This window comes from Listeria fleischmannii subsp. fleischmannii LU2006-1 (assembly GCF_000344175.1).
GTDB lineage: Bacteria > Bacillota > Bacilli > Lactobacillales > Listeriaceae > Listeria > Listeria fleischmannii.
Genome location: NZ_ALWW01000002.1, coordinates 1 through 20,097, shown reverse-complemented (window position 1 = coordinate 20,097; position 20,097 = coordinate 1). Strand labels below are relative to the sequence as shown.

19 protein-coding genes, 2 tRNA genes, 2 pseudogenes and 1 riboswitch are annotated in these 20,097 nt (G+C 39.1%); all 23 genes and pseudogenes read right to left on the bottom strand.

Annotated features, from left to right (window positions below; translation table 11 throughout):
• Positions 1-63 precede the first annotated feature (63 nt).
• Positions 64-560, bottom strand: a pseudogene (locus LFLEISCH_RS00845) (hypothetical protein).
• 68 nt (positions 561-628) lie between these two features.
• Positions 629-1,729 carry an FtsW/RodA/SpoVE family cell cycle protein gene (locus LFLEISCH_RS00840; RefSeq protein ID WP_007472045.1) on the bottom strand — a complete coding sequence of 367 codons (1,101 nt, stop codon included), beginning with the start codon at positions 1,727-1,729 and terminating at the stop codon, positions 629-631.
• A gap of 14 nt (positions 1,730-1,743) precedes the next feature.
• Positions 1,744-1,959 (bottom strand): FtsW/RodA/SpoVE family cell cycle protein, encoded by a 216-nt coding sequence (locus LFLEISCH_RS15690; protein ID WP_007472043.1) that lies wholly within the window; start codon positions 1,957-1,959, stop codon positions 1,744-1,746.
• Complete coding sequence (locus LFLEISCH_RS00830; RefSeq protein WP_007472041.1) at positions 1,956-2,870, bottom strand: FtsW/RodA/SpoVE family cell cycle protein; 915 nt, start codon at positions 2,868-2,870, stop codon at positions 1,956-1,958. The genes LFLEISCH_RS15690 and LFLEISCH_RS00830 overlap by 4 nt, the downstream gene beginning before the upstream one ends.
• Before the next feature lie 14 nt (positions 2,871-2,884).
• Positions 2,885-5,455: a magnesium-translocating P-type ATPase gene (gene mgtA / locus LFLEISCH_RS00825; protein ID WP_007472039.1), complete on the bottom strand. Its 2,571-nt coding sequence runs from the start codon at positions 5,453-5,455 to the stop codon at positions 2,885-2,887.
• A 198-nt stretch (positions 5,456-5,653) separates the two neighbouring features.
• A riboswitch (M-box (ykoK) riboswitch) is annotated at positions 5,654-5,827 on the bottom strand.
• A gap of 156 nt (positions 5,828-5,983) precedes the next feature.
• Positions 5,984-6,655: a YdeI/OmpD-associated family protein gene (locus LFLEISCH_RS00820; protein WP_007472037.1), complete on the bottom strand. Its 672-nt coding sequence runs from the start codon at positions 6,653-6,655 to the stop codon at positions 5,984-5,986.
• Position 6,656: 1 nt separating this feature from the next.
• Positions 6,657-6,893, bottom strand: coding sequence for a hypothetical protein (locus LFLEISCH_RS00815; protein ID WP_007472034.1), 237 nt, complete (start codon positions 6,891-6,893; stop codon positions 6,657-6,659).
• A 100-nt stretch (positions 6,894-6,993) separates the two neighbouring features.
• The gene (locus tag LFLEISCH_RS00810) at positions 6,994-8,067 is read right to left on the bottom strand and encodes a Glu/Leu/Phe/Val dehydrogenase dimerization domain-containing protein (protein WP_007472028.1); all 1,074 of its coding nucleotides are present in this window, start codon (positions 8,065-8,067) and stop codon (positions 6,994-6,996) included.
• A 268-nt stretch (positions 8,068-8,335) separates the two neighbouring features.
• Positions 8,336-8,713 carry an OsmC family protein gene (locus LFLEISCH_RS00805; protein WP_007472026.1) on the bottom strand — a complete coding sequence of 126 codons (378 nt, stop codon included), beginning with the start codon at positions 8,711-8,713 and terminating at the stop codon, positions 8,336-8,338.
• 102 nt (positions 8,714-8,815) lie between these two features.
• Positions 8,816-9,604 carry a DUF2653 family protein gene (locus LFLEISCH_RS00800; protein ID WP_007472024.1) on the bottom strand — a complete coding sequence of 263 codons (789 nt, stop codon included), beginning with the start codon at positions 9,602-9,604 and terminating at the stop codon, positions 8,816-8,818.
• Positions 9,605-9,791: 187 nt separating this feature from the next.
• On the bottom strand, positions 9,792-10,295 hold the full coding sequence (locus tag LFLEISCH_RS00795; RefSeq protein WP_007472022.1) for a hypothetical protein: 504 nt from the start codon (positions 10,293-10,295) through the stop codon (positions 9,792-9,794).
• A 17-nt stretch (positions 10,296-10,312) separates the two neighbouring features.
• On the bottom strand, positions 10,313-11,266 hold the full coding sequence (gene floA, locus LFLEISCH_RS00790) for a flotillin-like protein FloA (protein WP_007472020.1): 954 nt from the start codon (positions 11,264-11,266) through the stop codon (positions 10,313-10,315).
• Entirely contained in the window at positions 11,267-11,563 is a 297-nt protein-coding gene (locus LFLEISCH_RS00785; RefSeq protein WP_007472018.1) for an NfeD family protein, read from the bottom strand.
• 581 nt (positions 11,564-12,144) lie between these two features.
• A complete protein-coding gene (locus tag LFLEISCH_RS00780) occupies positions 12,145-12,420 on the bottom strand; it encodes an HU family DNA-binding protein (RefSeq protein ID WP_007472015.1) in 276 nt (91 codons plus the stop codon).
• A 404-nt stretch (positions 12,421-12,824) separates the two neighbouring features.
• Positions 12,825-13,805 (bottom strand): tyrosine-protein phosphatase, encoded by a 981-nt coding sequence (locus LFLEISCH_RS00775; protein WP_007472013.1) that lies wholly within the window; start codon positions 13,803-13,805, stop codon positions 12,825-12,827.
• A gap of 65 nt (positions 13,806-13,870) precedes the next feature.
• Positions 13,871-14,890, bottom strand: a complete 1,020-nt coding sequence (locus LFLEISCH_RS00770; protein ID WP_007472010.1) for an NAD(P)H-dependent glycerol-3-phosphate dehydrogenase — start codon at positions 14,888-14,890, stop codon at positions 13,871-13,873.
• 17 nt (positions 14,891-14,907) lie between these two features.
• Positions 14,908-16,218 (bottom strand): ribosome biogenesis GTPase Der, encoded by a 1,311-nt coding sequence (gene der / locus LFLEISCH_RS00765; protein ID WP_007472008.1) that lies wholly within the window; start codon positions 16,216-16,218, stop codon positions 14,908-14,910.
• A gap of 156 nt (positions 16,219-16,374) precedes the next feature.
• A tRNA-Ser gene (locus tag LFLEISCH_RS00760) sits at positions 16,375-16,465 on the bottom strand.
• A gap of 4 nt (positions 16,466-16,469) precedes the next feature.
• Positions 16,470-16,542, bottom strand: a tRNA-Asn gene (locus LFLEISCH_RS00755).
• Positions 16,543-16,607: 65 nt separating this feature from the next.
• On the bottom strand, positions 16,608-17,060 hold the full coding sequence (locus LFLEISCH_RS00750; protein WP_007472005.1) for a SprT family protein: 453 nt from the start codon (positions 17,058-17,060) through the stop codon (positions 16,608-16,610).
• Position 17,061: 1 nt separating this feature from the next.
• Positions 17,062-19,228 (bottom strand): annotated as a pseudogene (locus tag LFLEISCH_RS00745) (Tex family protein).
• A gap of 84 nt (positions 19,229-19,312) precedes the next feature.
• Complete coding sequence (locus tag LFLEISCH_RS00740) at positions 19,313-19,915, bottom strand: PP2C family serine/threonine-protein phosphatase (protein WP_007472000.1); 603 nt, start codon at positions 19,913-19,915, stop codon at positions 19,313-19,315.
• On the bottom strand, positions 19,916-20,097 hold a 182-nt coding region (locus tag LFLEISCH_RS00735; RefSeq protein ID WP_007471997.1), incomplete at its 5' end, for a sigma-70 family RNA polymerase sigma factor.

Sequence of the window (20,097 nt, the reverse complement as noted above, 5' to 3'; positions counted from 1 at the left end):
TGCGTGATTTATCCGACAATACAAGAGTCAAAAGAAGCGCACTAGGCAAGCACGCTTCTTTGTTTATATATATTTTCCCCCGCGCATGATAGTTAAAACACGTGGATTTGGTAAATATCGTTTAATTTCCTTTAATTGTTCAAGTGTCACCGTATCGCCGTAATGTTCAGCAATTCCCATCGCAACAGCGCTACTTCGGCTTACGCCTGCATTACAGTGCACCACAATTTGTCCTCTGTCAGGATGCTTATCTAAAAGGAGTAAATCATGGACGCATGACGTTCATTGAATAACTTCATTTCATGTTCTTCTTTTTGGCTTAATCCCCAGTAGTCATCTTCTTCGTTAATGTCATTAAAATGAATTTCCAGAATTGCGTCATATAAATCAGGATTTTTTAGCGGTTTAAAATGTGTCCCCACATCGGCTATGCGGATTAAAAGTGCCTTTTCTGTTTTTGGCATAAATGAAACTGCCATAACTTCTGGGATGGCAATAATAGGCAACTGAAATGGATCGAAATCAATTTGTCGTTTTTCCTTATTAATATAATTCGCCATACACAACGTATCCCTTCTACAACTCCTACTCACATTGTAACATATTTCGGTTTTTTAGTAGAAAGAAGCTACTCTAATTGTGCATCATAGCGAATAGCCGCTAGCATAATCCCAATACAAATCATATTTCCAAACACAGACGAACCCCCATAACTAATAAATGGGAGCGGAATACCTGTAAGTGGCATTAACCCAATCGACATCGCAATGTTTTCAAATATATTGAAAGCAAAACACATGGCAAAGCCCGCAAAAAGGTACATCGAAAAACTTTTCTTCATATTTAAGCCCGCTTCAATCAGTTCTTTAATAAAAAGAATAAAGACAATAAGCAAAATACTTACCCCTATAAAACCAAACTGATTTCCAATTGTACTAAAAATCATATCGGTGTGGCTTTCGGGGATATAAACGCTCCCGTTCCTCCCTGAAAGCATTCCCGAGCCAATGGCCTTCATAGACAGGTTGACCTGATAAGCGCCATTTGGATCACTTGCAGGGTCCAGCCAAGTAAAAATCCGCGCAAATTGATACCGTTTGAAACCAAACATCTCAAGCCATTCCATATGGTTTAACAGTAAAAATAAAAAGAGACTAACAGACAAAACAGCTGCCGAAATAATACCCACAATTAATTTCCATGACCGATTCGCAATGAGCATAATCGTAAACATCGTCACAAAATACACAATGGTTGTCCCAAGATCCGGCTGCTTATAAAGTAAAAGTAAAATCGGCAGCGCTAGTCCGCCCATAACAAGTAACTGTTTCACCGGTGTTTTCTCATATTTCGCAGCAAAATGAGCCATAGCGAGGACAAAAACGCCTTTTATAACTTCGGATGGCTGAAGGGAAAAGCCGGCAAAACGGTACCACCTAGTCGCCCCGTTCACTTCTTGTGTAAAAGGAACTTTTAAAACAATACCAAGTAAAAGGACAACTGCCGCCCCGTAAAACCAAAAAATATGCTTTCGAATAAAATCAATCGGACTTTTGGAAACCAGGTAGCATATCCCAAAGCCAAAAATCAAAAATGTAACTTGTTGGAAAACAAAATTTTTCTCATATTGTTCCGTTTGTTGCGCAAAATAAATCGCTATACAACTCATGATACTTAAAAGCACCACGAGGGAAATTATTTTTTCGCTTTCTTTTCTACGTTCATGCATAAAAAACACCTTCTTTAATCTGCTTTTTCATTCGCCTCTCCCCCCGCAAGCACAAAACCTAAGCCACACGAAAGCGCTAAAATCGAACTCCCACCGTAACTCATAAATGGCAATGGCACGCCAGTAAGTGGGATAATTCCCGAAACACCGCCCAGATTAAAAAACACTTGGATGGATAACCAGCTTAAAACACCAATCGCGACAAGCACGTCAAAAGTCGACTGACTCAAGAACACCACGGAAAAAGCTTTTTTATAAAAATAAAGATAAAAGTAAGGTAGAGTAAAAGGCCAAAAACACCTAGTTCCTCCGAAATAATTGTCATAATAAAATCCGTGTGCGCCTCTGGCAAATAGCCTAGTTTTTGAATGCTTGCGCCGAGACCATTTCCAAAAAAACCTCCATTTCCGATGGCATAATAGCCGTTTCGAAGCTGATAGGAGTCATCCAAATTTTCTTTGTTAAACGGATCCAAATAACTAAAGCGGGCCATTTTTGTACTACTAAAAAAGTCCGGATGAATGAAATAAACGAATAAAATGGCCACGATAAATACCCCAATTAAAAAGAGCGCTACTTTAAAAATGCGTTTAAATGACAAGCCTGATGCCATAAGCTGACTAATCGCAATCACAAATACAATCGCCGCCGTGCCTAGGTCAGGCTGTAAAATGATAAGCCCCACAATCATTAATAATAAGAAGATGTATAAATAAAGGGGGCGGTCACTTCTGTCAATTTGTTTCCGAAAATATGTAAAATACGATGCTGTAAATAAAATAACGAAAATTTTAATGAGTTCCGTTGGCTGAAACACAAAACCAAATAAATTGAGCCAACGCTGCGCCGAATTTGTAGTTTCACCTAAAATAAGAACAGAAAGCAACATAAAAAAAGTAACAAGATAAATCGAACGAATGCTTTTTTCACGCAAAAAAATCTGCCGATTAAAACGGGAAATAAAGAGCATGAGGAGCAGGCCTACTGTGAAAAAAATAGATTGTCTAATAGCAAAATAATTAGCATTTACCTCATAGCGCACAAGCGCCGTCTGAAAGCTTGCGCTATAGACTAAGACGACGCTATACATTCCTAATAGGCCATAATTGATTGGGATTGTTTTGTTTTTTAAGTATGACAATTTCAAATCTCCTTTTAAATCCAATCCTGGAATTTTTTGATGTAAATATGTTTGACAATTTGGATTGTGACCATATAACTAATTAGGATGCATACTAAAAACCCGAAGTAAAGTGCTGGTAGGTCCACAAGACCAATCGCGTGACCGAAGCCTGTAAATGGTATCACAAGGCCAAGCCCCATAACACAACAAGTAGAAAGCATCACTGGTTTTGTTGCTACAGATTCAATAAACGGTATCTTTTCAGTCCGAATCATGTGTACGACAAGGGTTTGCGTGAGTAAGCCAACAACGAACCATCCACTTTGGAAGAGCGCCTGTTCACCTACTGTGTTGGCCTTAAATACAAACCACATAACAAGAAAGGTCAAAATATCAAAAACTGAGCTCACTGGCCCAATCGTTACAATAAAGCGCAGCATATTTTTCGTATTCCATTTCCGTGGCTTTTTCAGGAACGAATCGTCCATCCTGTCCCAAGGTAGGGTAAGTTGTGAAACATCATACAATAAATTTTGGAGGAGTAGATGAATGGATAGCATCGGTAAGAATGGTAGAAAGGCACTCGCTACTAAAACACTAAATACGTTGCCGAAGTTTGAACTGGCGGTCATCTTCATATATTTTAAAATATTGCCGAAAACCGTTCGTCCTTCCGCTAAACCTTGTTCCAGAATCGTTAAACTTTTTTCTAATAAAATGATAGAACTGGCGTCTTTTGTAATATCTGTCGCCGTATCAACAGAAATTCCTACATCTGCTTTTCTAAGCGCCGGTGCGTCATTCATGCCGTCCCCCATGAAACCCACTGTATGATTGTTTCTTTTCAAAACTGCTACGATGCGAGCTTTTTGAAGTGGGGACAGTTTGGCTAAAATCGAAACTTTTACAAGGGCCTCATGAAGCTCACAATCTGTCATTTTTTCAATTTGCGATCCTAGTAAAAATCGTTCATTTGGAATTCCTACATCCTCGCAAATCTTTTTCGTTACAATTTCATTATCACCCGTTAAAACTTTTATATGCACACCCTTTTGTGTTAAACTTTCAATCGCATATTTAGCAGACGATTTAACAGGGTCTAGAAAGCCAATAAAGCCTTTTAAAATCATACTTTCTTCATCATTTTTTGAAAAAGTAGAGGCTTTAGGTTTATCCTTATAACAAATAGCAATAACACGCATGCCGGCTTTATTTAATTCCTCACTAAACGCTTGAAATTTGATTTTATCTTCCTCTGTTAATTCTTTTATTTGACCATCTGCATCAAAGTGCGTACAAATTTGGAAAACTTCTAAAACGGCTCCTTTTGTAATGAGGCGGTCAGCGCTTCGTTCGCGAATTACAACACTTAATAGTCGTCGTTCAAAATCAAACGGGATTTCATCTAACTTTTGCATTCGTTTTAAGTTTCTAAGTTGCCCACTTTTCTTTTCCGTATGTTTGATAACAGCATAATCTAGCACATTTTTATAACCGGTTTGATAATAACTATTTAAAAAAGCCAGTTCTAAAACTTCCATCGATTGTTTTCCCGTTGTTGTCACATGTTTTACTAACGAAATTTTATCGCAAGTGAGCGTACCCGTTTTATCTGTACATAAAATATCCATCGCACCAAGGTTTTGGATGGCACTAAGTTCCTTCACAATCACTTTCTTTTTGGCCATTTTAATGGCCCCTTTAGCAAGGTTTGTATTAACAATCATGGGGAGCATTTCAGGTGTAAGTCCCACTGCAACGGCGACAGAAAACATAAAAGCTTGCAGCCAATCCCCTTTTAAAAAACCGTTAATGGCAAACACAATAGGCACCATGACAAGCATAAGGTAAAACAGCAATTTTGAGATTGAGCGAACGCCCTTATCAAAGCTCGTGTCCCCTCGTGTTTGTGTGGCGATCTCAGCAAGCTCACCAAAAATCGTGTGGTCTCCTGTACGTAGCACAATCGCTCGCCCTGTTCCACTTACGACATCGGTTCCCATAAAACTTAAATTATGGCTGCCTAAAATCGTATCACTTTTTTCATCAGGAAAATCATATTTTTCAACAGGTAATGATTCTCCCGTTAGCATTGATTGGTTGATAAACAAATCTTGTGCTTCAAAAATACGCACATCAGCTGGAACCATAGCCCCTGTCGATAAATGGAGAATATCTCCTTGAACAAGATATTTTGTGTCAATTTCTTGTTTTTTATTATTACGAATAACCGTCGTTTTATTTTGAATAAATGATTGCAAAGAAAAACTAGCTTTTTGCGCCCTGACTGACTGAATAAAACTAATTAAAGCACTAAATAAAATCATCATACTCATAATAATAGCCGCTTCAAAATCGGATGTTAGAAATGAAATAACCGCAAGTACGATTAAAATATAAATAAATGGATCGTTAAACGCTTTGGCTAAAAGTAAGTAGAGTGGCTTAGGTTTACTTTTCTTGGTTCGGTTGTAACCAAATTCTACTAACCGCTTTTTCACTTGATTTTCGTTTAAACCTTGCCCATTTGTTTGATAATACGTGAACAAGGTATCTAATTTTTCCTTGGATTCTTTTAATAAACCCACTTCATTTGGTCTCATGGCATATCCTCCTACAAGAGGTACTACATGCGTGTGATTGGCAGATAAATACCCCTATATTTTTTATCACAACTATCCGGGTCCATATCAGCTAATATACATGGCATTTATCTCACATCCTTTCACCATTTTTGCCACAAAAAAATCCTTGCCAAAACGTTGACAAGGATAAAGACACATTCAAATAAACCTATGATTATGCTTTCCCCTCGCAAAAGTTTTGGCACTGTGCAACGTAAAGAAAAAAATCATTTCTTAGCCACATTATGGAAAGCCTTAATCCGACAATCCCTGTTCTACCCATTGGCGTCTTTGGACGTTTTTGGGCAGTGGCCTATGTTTGCATAGGAGCCTCACCTTACAGGCAAAAATATTCGTTCTTTTATTTTCATGTAAAGAATATCACGTTTTATAACAAAACACAATATCATTTTCCATTTCTTAATCCTTTCTTTAAATTTTTTCCATAAGGAAACATTTTTGTTAATATAAAAAAAGCTTAGCCACAAAACAGGCTAAGCAACGTTTTTACTTTTTATTTCGGCGATATAAATCGATACTTTTATATCCCTCTTTTATGATTTCTTTCGCTTCTAACAAGCGTTTTTCCTGCGTCGCTTGTTGTTTCGCGCTAAACACATATCTCGCCCACGTCTTTTGATAACCCGCAGCAAGTTTTTCAAATTCCACAAGCGCCGGTGCATCAGAAGCGATAAGTGCTTTAAAATCAGGAATTTTTGTCGCATAGTCTGGCTCATCCGCTCCGCTTCTTGCAGTCACTTTACCTTTTTCTTTTAACGCTTCTTTCATTCCTACAACCGTAAACGTCTCATCCATGCTCACCATACGCGAAAATTTTAGGCCACTATTCGGTAAAAAGCCCTCTTCATCAACATTAAGTGTTGGCATGATTTCGTCACGATGCACAAACGTATCATAAAGCGCATTTCCTTTTTTCGGATACGCCACAAATAAATAGCCTTTTTCACCTAGACGATTTTGCGCAACAATCTCCTCCACAAAAACCTTCATTTCCGCCATTGTATACACAAAACCAAAGATTAAATCATATTGCTTTTGTTTAAAAGAATGGTCCACGTTCTCTAAAGCATCAAGCTCCGTAAAATCCTGTGGCACGTTTAAAACCACTTTCGTGTTATATTTCGTTAACTGAAGTTTTTCAACAATCGACTTAGCCATATCATTTACTTACGTGACTCGCGCCAAATTTTTGAACCACTTCCATCACTTCGTCGCGTTTATCTTCCCGAATATACGAAACCATTTTCGGAACCATAGCCATTAAATACATTTGGTCAAAATCCCCCGAATCTTGTTTTTTGAAGCTCTCGCTAAGAAGCTCCTTCATAGCGGACTCCCTACCATCCTCTGTGCGCTCTAAAATAAATGCTTGAAATTTTTGTTGTCCTTCATTCATTGTCAATTCCTCCTTGCGTCTTATGAAATAAGTATAATAACACGCACCCTTTTAGGCAAGAAAAAGCTCCTTCTAAAAAAAGGAGCTCACTAATATTCCCTTATTTCATCATCAAAAATGTACTACGCACTTGCTTCATCATTTCAATTCGCTTCAGAGCCATATGATCCGCGCCGATAGCCGGAATAATACCCGCTTCCGCCGAAATTTCATAAACCTTCCCAATTTGGTCATAAATTTCATCAATTTTTTTCTTAGCCCGTTCCTCATTATACCCAAGCAGCTCATCCGCCACATTAATCACGCCACCAGCATTTACAATATAGTCTGGTGCATATAAAATCCCTCTCATAGCAAGCATCTCACCATGTTTTTCTATATCTAACAACTGATTATTTGCACTACCACAAATCACTTTAAATTTAAACTGGGGTATTGTCTCATCATTTAAAATACCGCCTAGCGCACATGGGGCAAAAATATCCGCATCCACCGTATAAATTTCATTTGGCAAAACAGCTTCCGCACCAAAATCACGCACAGCCCGCTCTACCGCTTGCGTATTAATATCCGTCAAAATAAGTTCGGCGCCTTCTTTGTGTAACAAATCGCAAAGCGCATAAGCTACATTGCCAACACCCTGAACCGCGATTTTTTTCCCAAGTAAAGAATCCGTTCCAAATGCTTCTTTTGCTGTCCGTTTCATAGCAACATAAACACCCCGCGCCGTCATTGGACTTGGATTTCCAGATGACCCGAACGTTTCAGATATCCCTGTCACATACTTGGTCTCCTCATGGATATAATCCATATCCTGAACAGTCGTGCCCACATCTTCCGCAATAATATAACGCCCATTTAAGCTTTCCACATAACGCCCTAAGGCACGAAAAAGGGCTTCACTTTTGTCCTTTTTTGGATCTCCGATAATGACCGTTTTCCCGCCACCCAAATTGAGTCCAGCCGCCGCATTTTTATAAGTCATACCACGCGCAAGTCTCAAAACATCCGTAAGGGCCTCTTCTTCAGTTTCATATGGCCACATTCTACATCCACCTAGCGCCGGTCCTAGAGTTGTATCGTGAATGGCAATAATCGCTTTTAGTCCAGAAGCCTCATCCTGACAAAAAACAACTTGTTCATAATCGTATTGTTTCATCTTTTCAAATAACATCACAAACTACCCCCTTCATAGTGAAACACAATAAGAATCAATCACCTAACCTTATTATACGAATTTTGAAAGCGCTGTAAAAGTTTTTGGATTATTTGAGACGAAATTCATACTTTATATTCAAAACAAAAACTTTTTACCTATTTTTAATGTATGCGTTTTCATAAAGGGAAGGACTTTTGTTTTAGCTACTAAGACTCGCATCACCTTATAGTTTGAAAATTAACTCGAGGCAGAAAAATAAAAAAGTAGGCGAGCGCCTACTTTTTTAAAGAAATGTGACATGTTCCGTAATTTGAATATCTGGATGCATACTTCTAGCAACCGGGCAACCATTTTTGACAAGATGAACGGCTTTTTCAGCCTTTTCCTGATATTCTTTCGCTACTTTCACTTGGAAGTTCACATCGATTTTTTTAATCACATGAACCGCCTGCTCTAAGTCTTGCTCGTAGCTCACATCCACATCTAAATCTTCATAAGGTATACGTTTTTTATCCAGTAACTTTGCATAAACATAGGCGCTACATGCCGCTACAGCAGCCACTGTTATTTGAACAGGTGAAAAACCTTCTTCTTTAATTAAAGGCCAGTTCCCTGTTTCGTGTTGTAATTCAATTTTTTCTCCCACTTTTTTTAAATGCACACTTAAAACCTCCTAATTCCGACTAATAAAGTAAGAATAATTATACGCCTTATTTTTCAAACTGTCAAAAAACAGCTAAGCATTACGCCTAGCTGTCTCGAGTTATTCTGTTATAACAGCATAAATACCGTCTTGCTCGGAATACTCCAATTTCAAACCGATATTTGGATCCATTCTCGCAAAATGTTCAGCCCAATAGCGAATAGCTTGGACAAGTGAAAAATGATCTAATTGCTGAATAATGCGGTCATTTTGAATAACATCAGCGCCAAACCCAATTTTTTCATCATAAGTTAAAGCGACCTGAACATCATCAAGCGTTAAGCCCTTTTCATGCGTGAAAAAAGCAATGACTGCGTTCGAAATATTACCTTCATCTAATATTTCTTCGCGGGAAGTTGTTGCAGCTTCAATCGTCTCTGTTCGCGCCTCCGTAATAGCCCCGCGATTAGATGCCACAACAGGTTGTTGATTCTTTTTTCGATTAGTAAATAGCATCATCACTAAACGAATAATCAAGATAATTGCTAAAATGTTTATCATGAGCCCAAAAATATTGCCCAATGCGCCCATATTAGAGAGAAGACCGCCGAATAGTAAGCCCGCGATTCCACCCATCATTAAGCCGCCCATTAGGCCACCGCCGCTAAAGAAACCGCGTTTACCGGTGTTTGCTGCCCCTGTATTCGTTTGCGAACGATTCACATTAGAGCGATTGATACCATTATTATTAGATTTAAATGACCGGACAGGCGAACGATATCCCCTTGCATCCGCCTCCTTCACTTGTGTGTATTTTGATTCTACGGGAACGATTGTGTTAATGACCGTACCTCCTATTGGTGTAAAAATAAGAGTGGCCGCGAGTACTACTGAAACTAATTTTTTCACACTTTTCCTCCTTCTTTTGCGTATAAAAAGACCTTACGAAATAAACGTAAGGTCTTGCAAACAATTTCAAAATTGCTAACTATGCCGGGAAAAAATCCGTATTGACGACATAATTATGACTGCTACTCCCCTTAACGGGATTTTCTTATACATCTACCGTTTACTATACATGTTTTGAAGTGAATTTTCAAGATGAATGATTCCGAAGAGAAACTGGTTTGTCTAAAACTTCTTTCACAATCATCGCTTGCTTTAAATTCATGTTTCCAAATTTTTGACTTTGTCTACGGCGCTTCTCAAATTCACTTCTTGTCACATTAATATCCAGCAAATTCGAATCGCGTTCCATTTGTTTCTTCGCACGGTCAGCCTGCCTTTTAGCCGCTACATCTACTTTAGTGGTCTGCGCTTCACGTGCACTTGTATAGGTTCCACTTGTAACTTTTGGTTTAGGTTTAGCAGCCGTTTTTTGTTGCGATTTGGAATGAGTTTTCATCACTTCACGGTATTCGCTTCTTGCCTCATTCATGGCCTGCATCATCTTGCTTTGAGGCGCTTTCGGGCGGCCAGACTTCTGTTTATTATCCGCTTCTCTTTTAGCACGTTTCGCAAGTAAAACTCCACCAATCATGATAATAAACGGTAAAAAGCCAGCAAAATCGCTTAAGAAATCCATTGGATCAAAAGACATATTCGGCACCTACTTTCTTATTGGCCAATTGGTTTGTCGTCGCCTGCAATTGTTTCGCGCATACTTGTATCCGCTTGTACGTTTTCCATCTTATAGTAATCCATAACACCCAGTTTTCCTGCCTCAAAAGCACTTGCAATGGCTCTTGGAACTTCTGCTTCTGCTGCCACAACGGCTGCACGATTTTCTTGTTCGAGCGCAATCGCTTCCGCTTTACGTTTCGATGCCGCGGCTTGTGCTACTTCCATATCAGCGTTGGCTTTTTCAATATCAAGTTTAGCTTTAATATTATCACCGATTCGCATCTCTGCAATATCAATTGATAAGATGGTATACGCAGTTCCATCGCCAAGACCTTGTTCTTGTACTTTTTTTGAAATACTATTTGGATTTTCTAAAACATCTGTATGTTCACGTGTTTCACCGACAGTGGATACAACTGCTTCACCGACACGAGCAATAACTGTATCCTCACCAGCACCACCGACAATACGTTCAATATTCGATTGTACGGTAATTTGTGTAATAACTTTTACTTCAACCCCGTTTTGTGCAACACCAGTAAATTCAGGTGTGCGAATAACTTTTGGTGTAACGGAAGTTTGAACAGCTTCTAACACATCACGACCAGCTAAATCAATCGCTGCTGCACGACTAAAGTCCAGTTCAATATTAGCGCGATGTGCGGCAATTAGGGCATCAACGGTATTATCAACATCACCACCAGCTAAATAGTGACTTTCTAATTGATTTACTTCTAATTCTAAACCAGCTTTAACCGCTTTAATAAGTGGTTTAACTACACGAGACGGCACAACGCGACGTAAGCGCATTCCGATTAATGTTCCTAGTCCTACAGGTACTCGAGCTGAAATTGCACTGATCCAAAGTCCAACGGGAACTAGTGTAAAGAAAATAATTAAAACAATAATGACTAAAACGGTAATAATAATTGGTCCTGCATATAACATCTACTTCGCCTCCATTTTCAATTCTTCTACAAGCAAATAGCCAAAATCAATTCCGACAACTGTTATTTTTGTTCGGACATCCAAATAACCATTTTCAAGTCGTGCCTCATATACTTTGCCTTCTATTTCGACTCGCCCAATTGGCTTTAGTGTCGTAACAGCAATGCCATTTTTCCCATAAACTTTATCTCGTAGCGCTTTCATTCTTTCAATTTCTTTATCTTCTAAAACACCACGATGCACAAGTCCCCAAGAATCTCCGTATACGATTTCATCTTCTGAAAAGTTATGTGTCATTTGTGTCACCTTCCTTTACCAAGGTCATGTAAAGCAACTATACTCTAACCATACCTTAATTAAGATTCATTTACAATTATTTTTTTTAAAAATCTCCTTTCTAATTTCTATGTAACGTCAAGATGAGTTCACTGAAAATTTTTGCTTGTACAATAATAATAACTTACCTAACGGTTATTTTCCAACGTCTAGGAAAGTATTATTTATCGGTCTTAAGTCTGAGTTATGGGGATAGAATGGTTTGTGGGGGGGTTACTAGTTTGAAGAAATGGAGGGTTTTGAATTTACTTGCTAAATTTATTGCGCCTCTAATGGCTCTTTCGGATTAACACCTCGCTCTGCTCGGTCTTATATTGCGCCTCTAATCGCTCCGCGATAAACGGCTCTTTCGGATTAACACCTCGCTCTGCTCGGTCTTATATTGCGCCTCTAATCGCTCCGCGATAAACGGCTCTTTCGGATTAACACCTCGCTCCGCTCGGTCTTATATTGCGCCTCTAATCGCTCCGCGATAAGAGGCGCAATAAAACACCCACCCGCATACGCGAGTGGGGAGTTGTTAGCTTAAAGTTATATGTAGATTATTTCACTGCATCTTTAAGCGCTTTACCAGGTTTAAATGCTGGTACTTTACTTGCTGGGATGTCGATTTCTTCTTTAGTACGTGGGTTACGTCCTTTACGAGCAGCACGTTCACGAACTTCGAAGTTACCGAAACCAATTAATTGAACTTTTTCACCTTTAGAAAGGTTTTCTTGAATAGTTTCAAATAATGCTTCTACAGCTTTCGCAGCGTCTTTTTTAGAAAGTTCAGCTTTTTCAGCTACACTGTTTACTAAATCTGTTTTATTTGCCATTTTTGTTTCACCTCCCTCAAAAGAATAATCCAAAATAATCAGGTCTTAATTATTACTTGGACGTTCCTTTTCCCAAAATTACTTTAAGGCTCAAGAAAAATCTTTGAAGAATTAAGACCGAAACGGCTTAAATGCAAGCCTTTGCAGTAATTCTGATAAAAGATTATCACATAATCCTCGCAACTGCAAGGGTTTATGCCAAACTGACACGATTTCTTAACATTTCAAACATATCGTCCTATGCCGGAAACGTGATAGTATCAATCTGTTACACATAATACTAACTTGGAAGTCCTATAATAGCAAGTGAAACCATCGTTTACAGTGAAAATAGTTCTTTTTTCATATAAAAATAAACAAAAAATGTGTCTGTTACCTGAAAAATCTAGGTTTCTTCGCCTATTTCAATATAAAAGCATATTTTGTAAACGCGCTTTCATTTCGCTTGTAATGCCTATTCCGTCTTCCATAAACTGATCTACAGACCCATAATTTTTTTCCATTTCTTTAAAGGCAATTTCAAGATAACTCGTTTTAGCTTCTGCCATCGGACGAAGCGCATCTTTTTGGATAGATAATTTATTTTGGGTTAAAATTTCAACTAAATGGATCATTTCATCTAAAATGTCATCTGTAAATTGATTGGTGAGCAAATAATCATTCAAAATATCTTTTTCAGATACATCTAATAATTTTAATAAAAGGGCACCTAAAACGCCTGTGCGGTCTTTTCCTGCTGTACAGTGGAATAAAAACGGGGTTTCTTGTTTTAAAATTTCTTCAAAAATTTCGTGATAACTTTCAAGTGAGCCAGCAAAAACTTTATAACTTTCTCCCATTAGCGGCTCATAAATGGTTTTATCCGTAGGTAAATCTAATTTTTGTTTTTCCGCTGGTTCATTTTTAGCTGTACCAATTGGGATGTTGAGATTTGGAATTTGTGCAATTTCAGGCGCTTTATTTGTAGCCACTTCAGCTGTGCTCCTTAAATCACAAATCCATTTTATACCTAATTGTTCTATTTGATGTTTATCTGCTTCCGTTAAGGCTGACAAGTCGCCAGAGCGGTATAACCGGCCCCACTTAACTTGTCTTCCGTGTTTATTTATGTATCCTCCCATATCGCGGAAATTAAATGTGCCTTCAAAATTTAAAATGCGCTCAGCTGAAACGATTTGTTCCCCGTTTGGTTTCTCTAAAATGAAATATAGGCGAGCTTTTTTATCAGTGATATACTGAATGTCTTGTTCTTTAGAATTTAAAGTGGCAATTTGGGTGCTCTGGCTTGTTTTCGCGGGTTGCGTGTCGACGAATAAAATCGAGCCGTTTTCTACTTTTTCCTCAAATGAGATTTGATATCCTTTTTCTGTGCTTGTTACTTTCATTGTCACCGCTCCTTTTGGACTTATTTTAACATAAAAGCCGACCCTTTTTTAAGAGTCGACTTCTTTTAAAATTTTTCTTTTTCTACTTTTTTCTTACGTCCCATTAGCATATCAACGGCTTCACCTGGATCTTTACCAGCAAATAAAACTTCATAGATAGCTTTAGAAATCGGCATATCAATGTTAAGTTTTTCTGCCCATCCGTTTACGGCTTTGGCTGTTCTAACGCCTTCCACGACCATGCCCATGCTTTCTAAAACTTCGTCTAGACTTTTGCCTTTGCCGAGCATGTTTCCAGCGCGCCAGTTACGTGAATGAACACTTGTACAGGTAACGATTAAATCACCAATTCCGGTTAAACCATAAAAGGTTTGTGGATCTGAGCCAGCCGCAACGCCTAGGCGAGTAATTTCAGCCATTCCGCGTGTCATTAAAGCCGCTTTGGCATTATCGCCGTAACCTAGGCCATCTGAAATTCCGGCACCAAGCGCGATAATATTTTTAAGCGCTCCACCAATTTCTGCACCGACTACATCTTCATTCGTATAAACGCGTAAATTGTTATTAATAAATACATCCTGAACTTTTTCCGCGAGCGCTAAGTCTTTACTGCTTGCACAAAGAGTTGTCGGATGACGAAGAGCAACTTCTTCTGCGTGACTCGGACCAGATAGTACAACGATTCCGGTTCGCTTAGCAGAATCAATTTCGCTAGCAATGACTTCGGACATTCGTAAATTGGTTTCTGGTTCAATTCCTTTACTTACATGAACAAGGAGTTTAGGTTCTCCGGTTAAAGTCTCATTTAGTTGTTTACATACCGTTCGCATCGCACTTGTAGGAATCGCAATCACAACCATTTCGGCTTTAGAAATAGCTTCTTCTAGCGAAAGCGTTGCTGAAATGGATTTAGGGAGCTCTATTTCTGGTAAATAATGCGCATTTTTATGCGATTGATTAATTTCATCCGTAATCGCCTGATGATTCCCCCAGATCAAAACATCTTCCCCATTATCGGCTAAAACCATGGCAAGAGCAGTCCCCCAGCTTCCCGCACCTAAAACTGCAATCTGTTTTTTAGTCAAAGTAAACTCCTCCATTTCTATTTGCGCTTACGTGGTATCACGCGAATTGGTGTTCCTTCATACGGGAAGGCCTCACGAATTCGGTTTTCTAAGAAACGTTCATATGAAAAGTGCATTAATTCGGGCTCATTGACAAACACAACAAAAGTGGGCGGTTTAACAGCCACCTGGGTAGTATAGAAAATTTTAAGTCGTTTTCCTTTATCCATTGGCGCAGGATTCATAGCTACAGCATCACTAATTACATCATTTAGCATACTCGACTGGACGCGAAGGGAATGGTTATCACTCACTTGATTAATAAGTGGGAATAAATTCGTTAAACGTTTTTTCGTTAACGCTGATACAAAGACGATGGGTGCGTAGGTTAAAAATACGAACTGTTCGCGAATATCTTCCGTAAAGGCCTTCATGGTTTTTTCATCTTTCTGGATGGCATCCCATTTATTTACGACGATGATAATCGCTCGGCCTGCATCGTGAGCATACCCGGCAATTCGTTTATCTTGCTCGCGAATACCTTCTTCGGCATTTAAAACGACAAGGACGACATCAGAGCGCTCGATGGCGCGCATGGCACGTAAAACGCTATATTTTTCAGTGTTTTCGTAAACTTTACCTTTTTTACGCATACCGGCCGTATCGATCATAACGTACTCTTGGTCTTCGTATGTGTAACTTGTATCGATGGCGTCGCGTGTTGTGCCTGCAATATTGGAGACGATAACGCGGTCCTCGCCTAACATCGCATTAATAAGAGAAGATTTCCCAACATTCGGGCGACCGATTAAGGAGAACTTAATCACATCATCATCATAGTCATCCTCTTCTTCAGCTGGAAAATGTGTTCGAACTTCATCAAGTAAATCTCCGAGGCCTAGCCCGTGCGAACCAGAAATCGGATAGGGTTCGCCAAATCCAAGTGAATAAAAATCATAGACTTGATCACGCATTTCAGGATTGTCAACTTTATTGATGGCTAAAACTACCGGTTTCTTTGAGCGATATAAAATTTTAGCTACTTGTTCATCCGCATCTGTTACACCTTCACGGCCATTTGCAATAAAAATAATGACATCCGCTTCGTCAATCGCAATTTCAGCTTGCGCGCGGATTTGATCTAAAAATGGCTCGTCGCCTATTTCGATACCACCAGTATCAATAATATTAAATTCTTTACCGAGCCACTCTGCTGAATTATAAATTCGGTCACGTGTCACCCCAGGAACATCTTCCACAATCGACACACGTTCACCGACAATACGATTAAAAATGGTCGATTTTCCGACATTCGGGCGACCAACGATTGCTACAACTGGTTTCACCATTTTCTTTTCACCTTCTTTTTCATAAAAATCCTGTTTATCAGACTTTATTTAGTTTATCAGTAATTGCCCCTTATCGCAACAGATGAAATAAAGCCTGACGTTTAAAAGCAATAAAAAAAGCCTTACCGAAGAGATAAAGCTTGTGCTAGACATGTATGGCGGAGAAAGAGGGATTTGAACCCTCGCGCCGCGCGAGCGACCTACACCCTTAGCAGGGGCGCCTCTTCAGCCACTTGAGTATTTCTCCATAACTCCACAGGCAGGACTCGAACCTGCGACCGATCGGTTAACAGCCGATTGCTCTACCAACTGAGCTACTGTGGAATAAAACGTAACAAACTTAATTATAATCAGCTTTATGCAAAAAAGCAAGTGAAAATTCACTTGCTTCAGGCCGTTCCATTCGAAATATAGCGCAACTTTCCGCCACATTTACCGCACGCATACCGACTCACGTTAAACTTCCTTTTTCTAAGAAATTCTTGACCACATTTTTCACAAACATACGCATGTTTTGGAATGTCTGCTTCAATCGCTTTGCAAAATCTCGGGGCACGAACAGCCTTTAAAAGCGCCCTGAAATCTTGGTCACGGTGCATATAGCCTTTATTTTCTAAGTGCAGATGATAATGGCAAAGTTCATGCTTCATTATCCCTGTAAAATATTCTTTTCCGTAGTGGCTTAAATATTTAGGATTCATTTCAATGTCATGTGAGCGGAGTAAGTAGCGCCCGCCCGTTGTCCGTAATCTTGAATTAAATCGCGCCTGATGTTTAAAAGGCTTATCAAAATAGCGAAGCGATACTTCTTCCATCCAGCTTTGTAGTTCTGCTTGCTCCATTTTATGCCCCAGCTGGTCCGACCATTGAAAGGGCAATTCGATTTTTCTTTAAATCCACATCTTCCACCCAAACGGTAACAATATCCCCTACAGAAACCACATTCATCGGATTTTTCACAAATGTACGACTTAATTTAGAAATATGCACAAGACCATCTTGTTTTACGCCAATATCAACAAATGCCCCAAAATCCACTACATTTCGAACGGTTCCTTGGAGTTCCATCCCAGCTTTTAAATCTTCCATTTTGATAACATCTTGCTTTAACATAGGCGCTTCAAGTGCGTCGCGCAAGTCACGTCCTGGGGCAATTAAGTTTTGAATAATATCTTGTAGCGTCAAAACCCCAATTTCAAGTTCTTCCGCTGTTTCTTTAATGTTTAAGTCTTGGAGGGACTCTTTAAGCGCCTGTGAACCAATATCTTGTAAACGATAATCCATTTTCCCAATTCAGCGCTTTCGCCTCGCCGCCGCATAGCTCTCTGGGTGAATGGTCCGTTTTATCAAGCGCGTTTTTGCCTTCTAAAATTCGCATAAAACCAATACTTTGTTCATAAGATTTAGCCCCTAAACGCGGTACTTTTTTGAGTTCAGCGCGGGAAGCAAAAGGTCCATTTTCCTCCCGATATTTTCGGATGTTCCCAGCAACCGTCTTATTTAACCCCGCTACATATTGTAATAAAGAGGCAGATGCCGTATTGACATTCACGCCCACCTGGTTAACTGCTGTTTCCACAACAAAACGCAGTGTTTCGTTTAGTTTTTTCTGAGCAACATCATGTTGGTACTGCCCAACGCCAACTGATTTAGGGTCAATTTTTACAAGTTCGGCTAGCGGATCCTGAAGCCGTCTCCCAATCGAAACCGCGCTTCGTTCTTCTACTTGATAAGTTGGAAATTCCTCACGCGCAATTTCGCTTGCAGAATATACGCTTGCCCCTGCTTCATTTACAATGGTATAAAAAGCATTGCTGCCCGATTCCTTAATCACTTCTACAATAAATTGTTCCGTTTCACGAGACGCTGTTCCATTACCAATCGCAATGATTTCAATCCCGTACCTGTTTAATAAGTCTTGAATTTTTTCCTTTGCTTCTGGACGGCGGGCTTTTGCAGTATGAGGATATATCACACCTATTTCAAGTACTTTACCCGTCGGATCTAAAACGGCTAATTTACAACCCGTCCGGAAGGCGGGGTCAACACCAAGAACAATTTTCCCTTTTAGGGGTGGCTGTAATAAAAGTTTTCTTAAATTTTGAGAAAAAATATCAATCGCATGGTCTTCAGCGACTTCACTTAATTCAGCGCGGATTTCGCGTTCAATGGCCGGGCCAATAAAGCGCTTGTAGGCGTCTAAAATGGCAGCGCGCACGAGTTGTACGGCAGCATTCTCTTTTTTAGGTAACATTTTTTCTTCTAAAAAAGAATGGATTTTAGTCGTGTCAACTTGTACGGCGACGCGCAAAATACCTTCTTTTTCCCCGCGATTAAACGCAAGCACACGGTGATTTTGCATTTTTGCAATCATTTCTTGGTAGTCATAGTACATTTCATATACGGCTTTTTCGTCTTCCGCATCATTTTTTTTGGTGGATGTAATCATTCCAAATTTACGCGTGAAATCACGAATCCATTTTCGATATTCTGCCACATCACTTACTTGTTCTGCAATAATTTCATGAGCGCCAAGTAAGGCCTCCTCAGCAGTTTGGATATTATTTTCAGTGGAAATATACGTTTCCGCTTCTTTTACTGGGTCAAAATCAGCAAATGTAAGCAATTGAATCGCTAGCGGCTCCAAACCTTGTTCTTTTGCGATGGTCGCTTTGGTCCGCTTTTTTTGCTTGAAAGGACGGTATATATCTTCTAGGCTTTGCTGTTTATCGGTTCCCATAATTTGTTTACGGAGCTCGTCTGTCAGCTTTCCTTGTTCGTCAATAAGGCGAATGACCTCTTCTTTTCTGGCCTCTAGTTTTGTGATGTAGTGATAGGTTTCTTCAATATCGCGGATTTCCACTTCATCGAGGCTACCTGTTTTCTCTTTTCGATAACGGGCAATAAATGGAACCGTATTTCCTTCTTCTAACAAACTAATTACAGCATCAATTTGTGCGGGTTTATACGTTAAATTTTTATAAATAAATGGCAAAATAGACTTTTCCATGTTATGTATCCTCCTCTACGTTCTTCTTTTCTAGTGTATCAGTAAACATAAAAAACTGCCATTTAAAAATGACAGTTTATCTCTTTATTCTGGAAATTTTCCGATTACAAAAGTAACATCATCCATTGGTATATCAGGAATTAAACGCTCGATTGTATGCCCTGTTTTAACCACACATAATGAAGAAGTTAAATAATTTTTAACCTTTTTTAAAACGAGTCCGTCAGAATGAATCAAAAATTTTGATCCAGGCTTAAATTCCAATACTTTTTGTTTAAAATGTTGCCGTTTTCCTGATAAAAAACCCGTTGTGGAGAGTGGGAAACTTAATTTTGCATGATTATCTACCATGTAAAAGCGAATATTTCCGAGTCCTACATATGATAATTTTTTGGTGTCAAAATCAGCACGTATGATAGCAACAGCTGCACCTCGTAATCCGGAAATAGCTTGATTACAATGTTCCATCAGTAAAACCAAATCTTCTTCTGGCTCTTTTTTCACTGTATCAATAACGGCTTTTGCGGCTAAATGTGCTTCGTGTCCGCTGCCTAATCCATCAGCTAATACACATAAAAATTGATTGTCGTTTTCATAAATATAAAAAATATCGCCACAATATTGTTGCAATAATTTTGCGCGTTGGAAAGTGAAAATATCTATCTTTTTCTCAGCTGCCCCTGCCATTCAGTCCACTTCCTCGTTTTGCAGTGCATCTCGTAATTTTTTAATCGCTTGACGTTGAATGCGCGATACATGCATTTGCGAGATATCTAGAAGTTCCCCCGTTTCTTTTTGACTACGATTTTCAATAAATGTATATTGTAAAATCTTCTGTTCACGTTCATCTAAGACAGGCAGAACCTTTT

What these genes read in the sequence shown, in the direction of transcription:
- LFLEISCH_RS00840 (WP_007472045.1), bottom strand. Translation starts at nt 1,729, where the DNA reads ATGCATGAACGTAGAAAAGAAAGCGAAAAAATAATTTCCCTCGTGGTG.
- mgtA (WP_007472039.1), bottom strand. Translation starts at nt 5,455, where the DNA reads ATGAGACCAAATGAAGTGGGTTTATTAAAAGAATCCAAGGAAAAATTA.
- LFLEISCH_RS00820 (WP_007472037.1), bottom strand. Translation starts at nt 6,655, where the DNA reads ATGGCTAAGTCGATTGTTGAAAAACTTCAGTTAACGAAATATAACACG.
- LFLEISCH_RS00815 (WP_007472034.1), bottom strand. Translation starts at nt 6,893, where the DNA reads ATGAATGAAGGACAACAAAAATTTCAAGCATTTATTTTAGAGCGCACA.
- LFLEISCH_RS00810 (WP_007472028.1), bottom strand. Translation starts at nt 8,067, where the DNA reads ATGTTATTTGAAAAGATGAAACAATACGATTATGAACAAGTTGTTTTT.
- LFLEISCH_RS00795 (WP_007472022.1), bottom strand. Translation starts at nt 10,295, where the DNA reads ATGTCTTTTGATCCAATGGATTTCTTAAGCGATTTTGCTGGCTTTTTA.
- floA (WP_007472020.1), bottom strand. Translation starts at nt 11,266, where the DNA reads ATGTTATATGCAGGACCAATTATTATTACCGTTTTAGTCATTATTGTT.
- LFLEISCH_RS00785 (WP_007472018.1), bottom strand. Translation starts at nt 11,563, where the DNA reads ATGACACATAACTTTTCAGAAGATGAAATCGTATACGGAGATTCTTGG.
- LFLEISCH_RS00780 (WP_007472015.1), bottom strand. Translation starts at nt 12,420, where the DNA reads ATGGCAAATAAAACAGATTTAGTAAACAGTGTAGCTGAAAAAGCTGAA.
- LFLEISCH_RS00775 (WP_007472013.1), bottom strand. Translation starts at nt 13,805, where the DNA reads ATGAAAGTAACAAGCACAGAAAAAGGATATCAAATCTCATTTGAGGAA.
- der (WP_007472008.1), bottom strand. Translation starts at nt 16,218, where the DNA reads ATGGTGAAACCAGTTGTAGCAATCGTTGGTCGCCCGAATGTCGGAAAA.
- LFLEISCH_RS00750 (WP_007472005.1), bottom strand. Translation starts at nt 17,060, where the DNA reads ATGGAGCAAGCAGAACTACAAAGCTGGATGGAAGAAGTATCGCTTCGC.
- LFLEISCH_RS00740 (WP_007472000.1), bottom strand. Translation starts at nt 19,915, where the DNA reads ATGGCAGGGGCAGCTGAGAAAAAGATAGATATTTTCACTTTCCAACGC.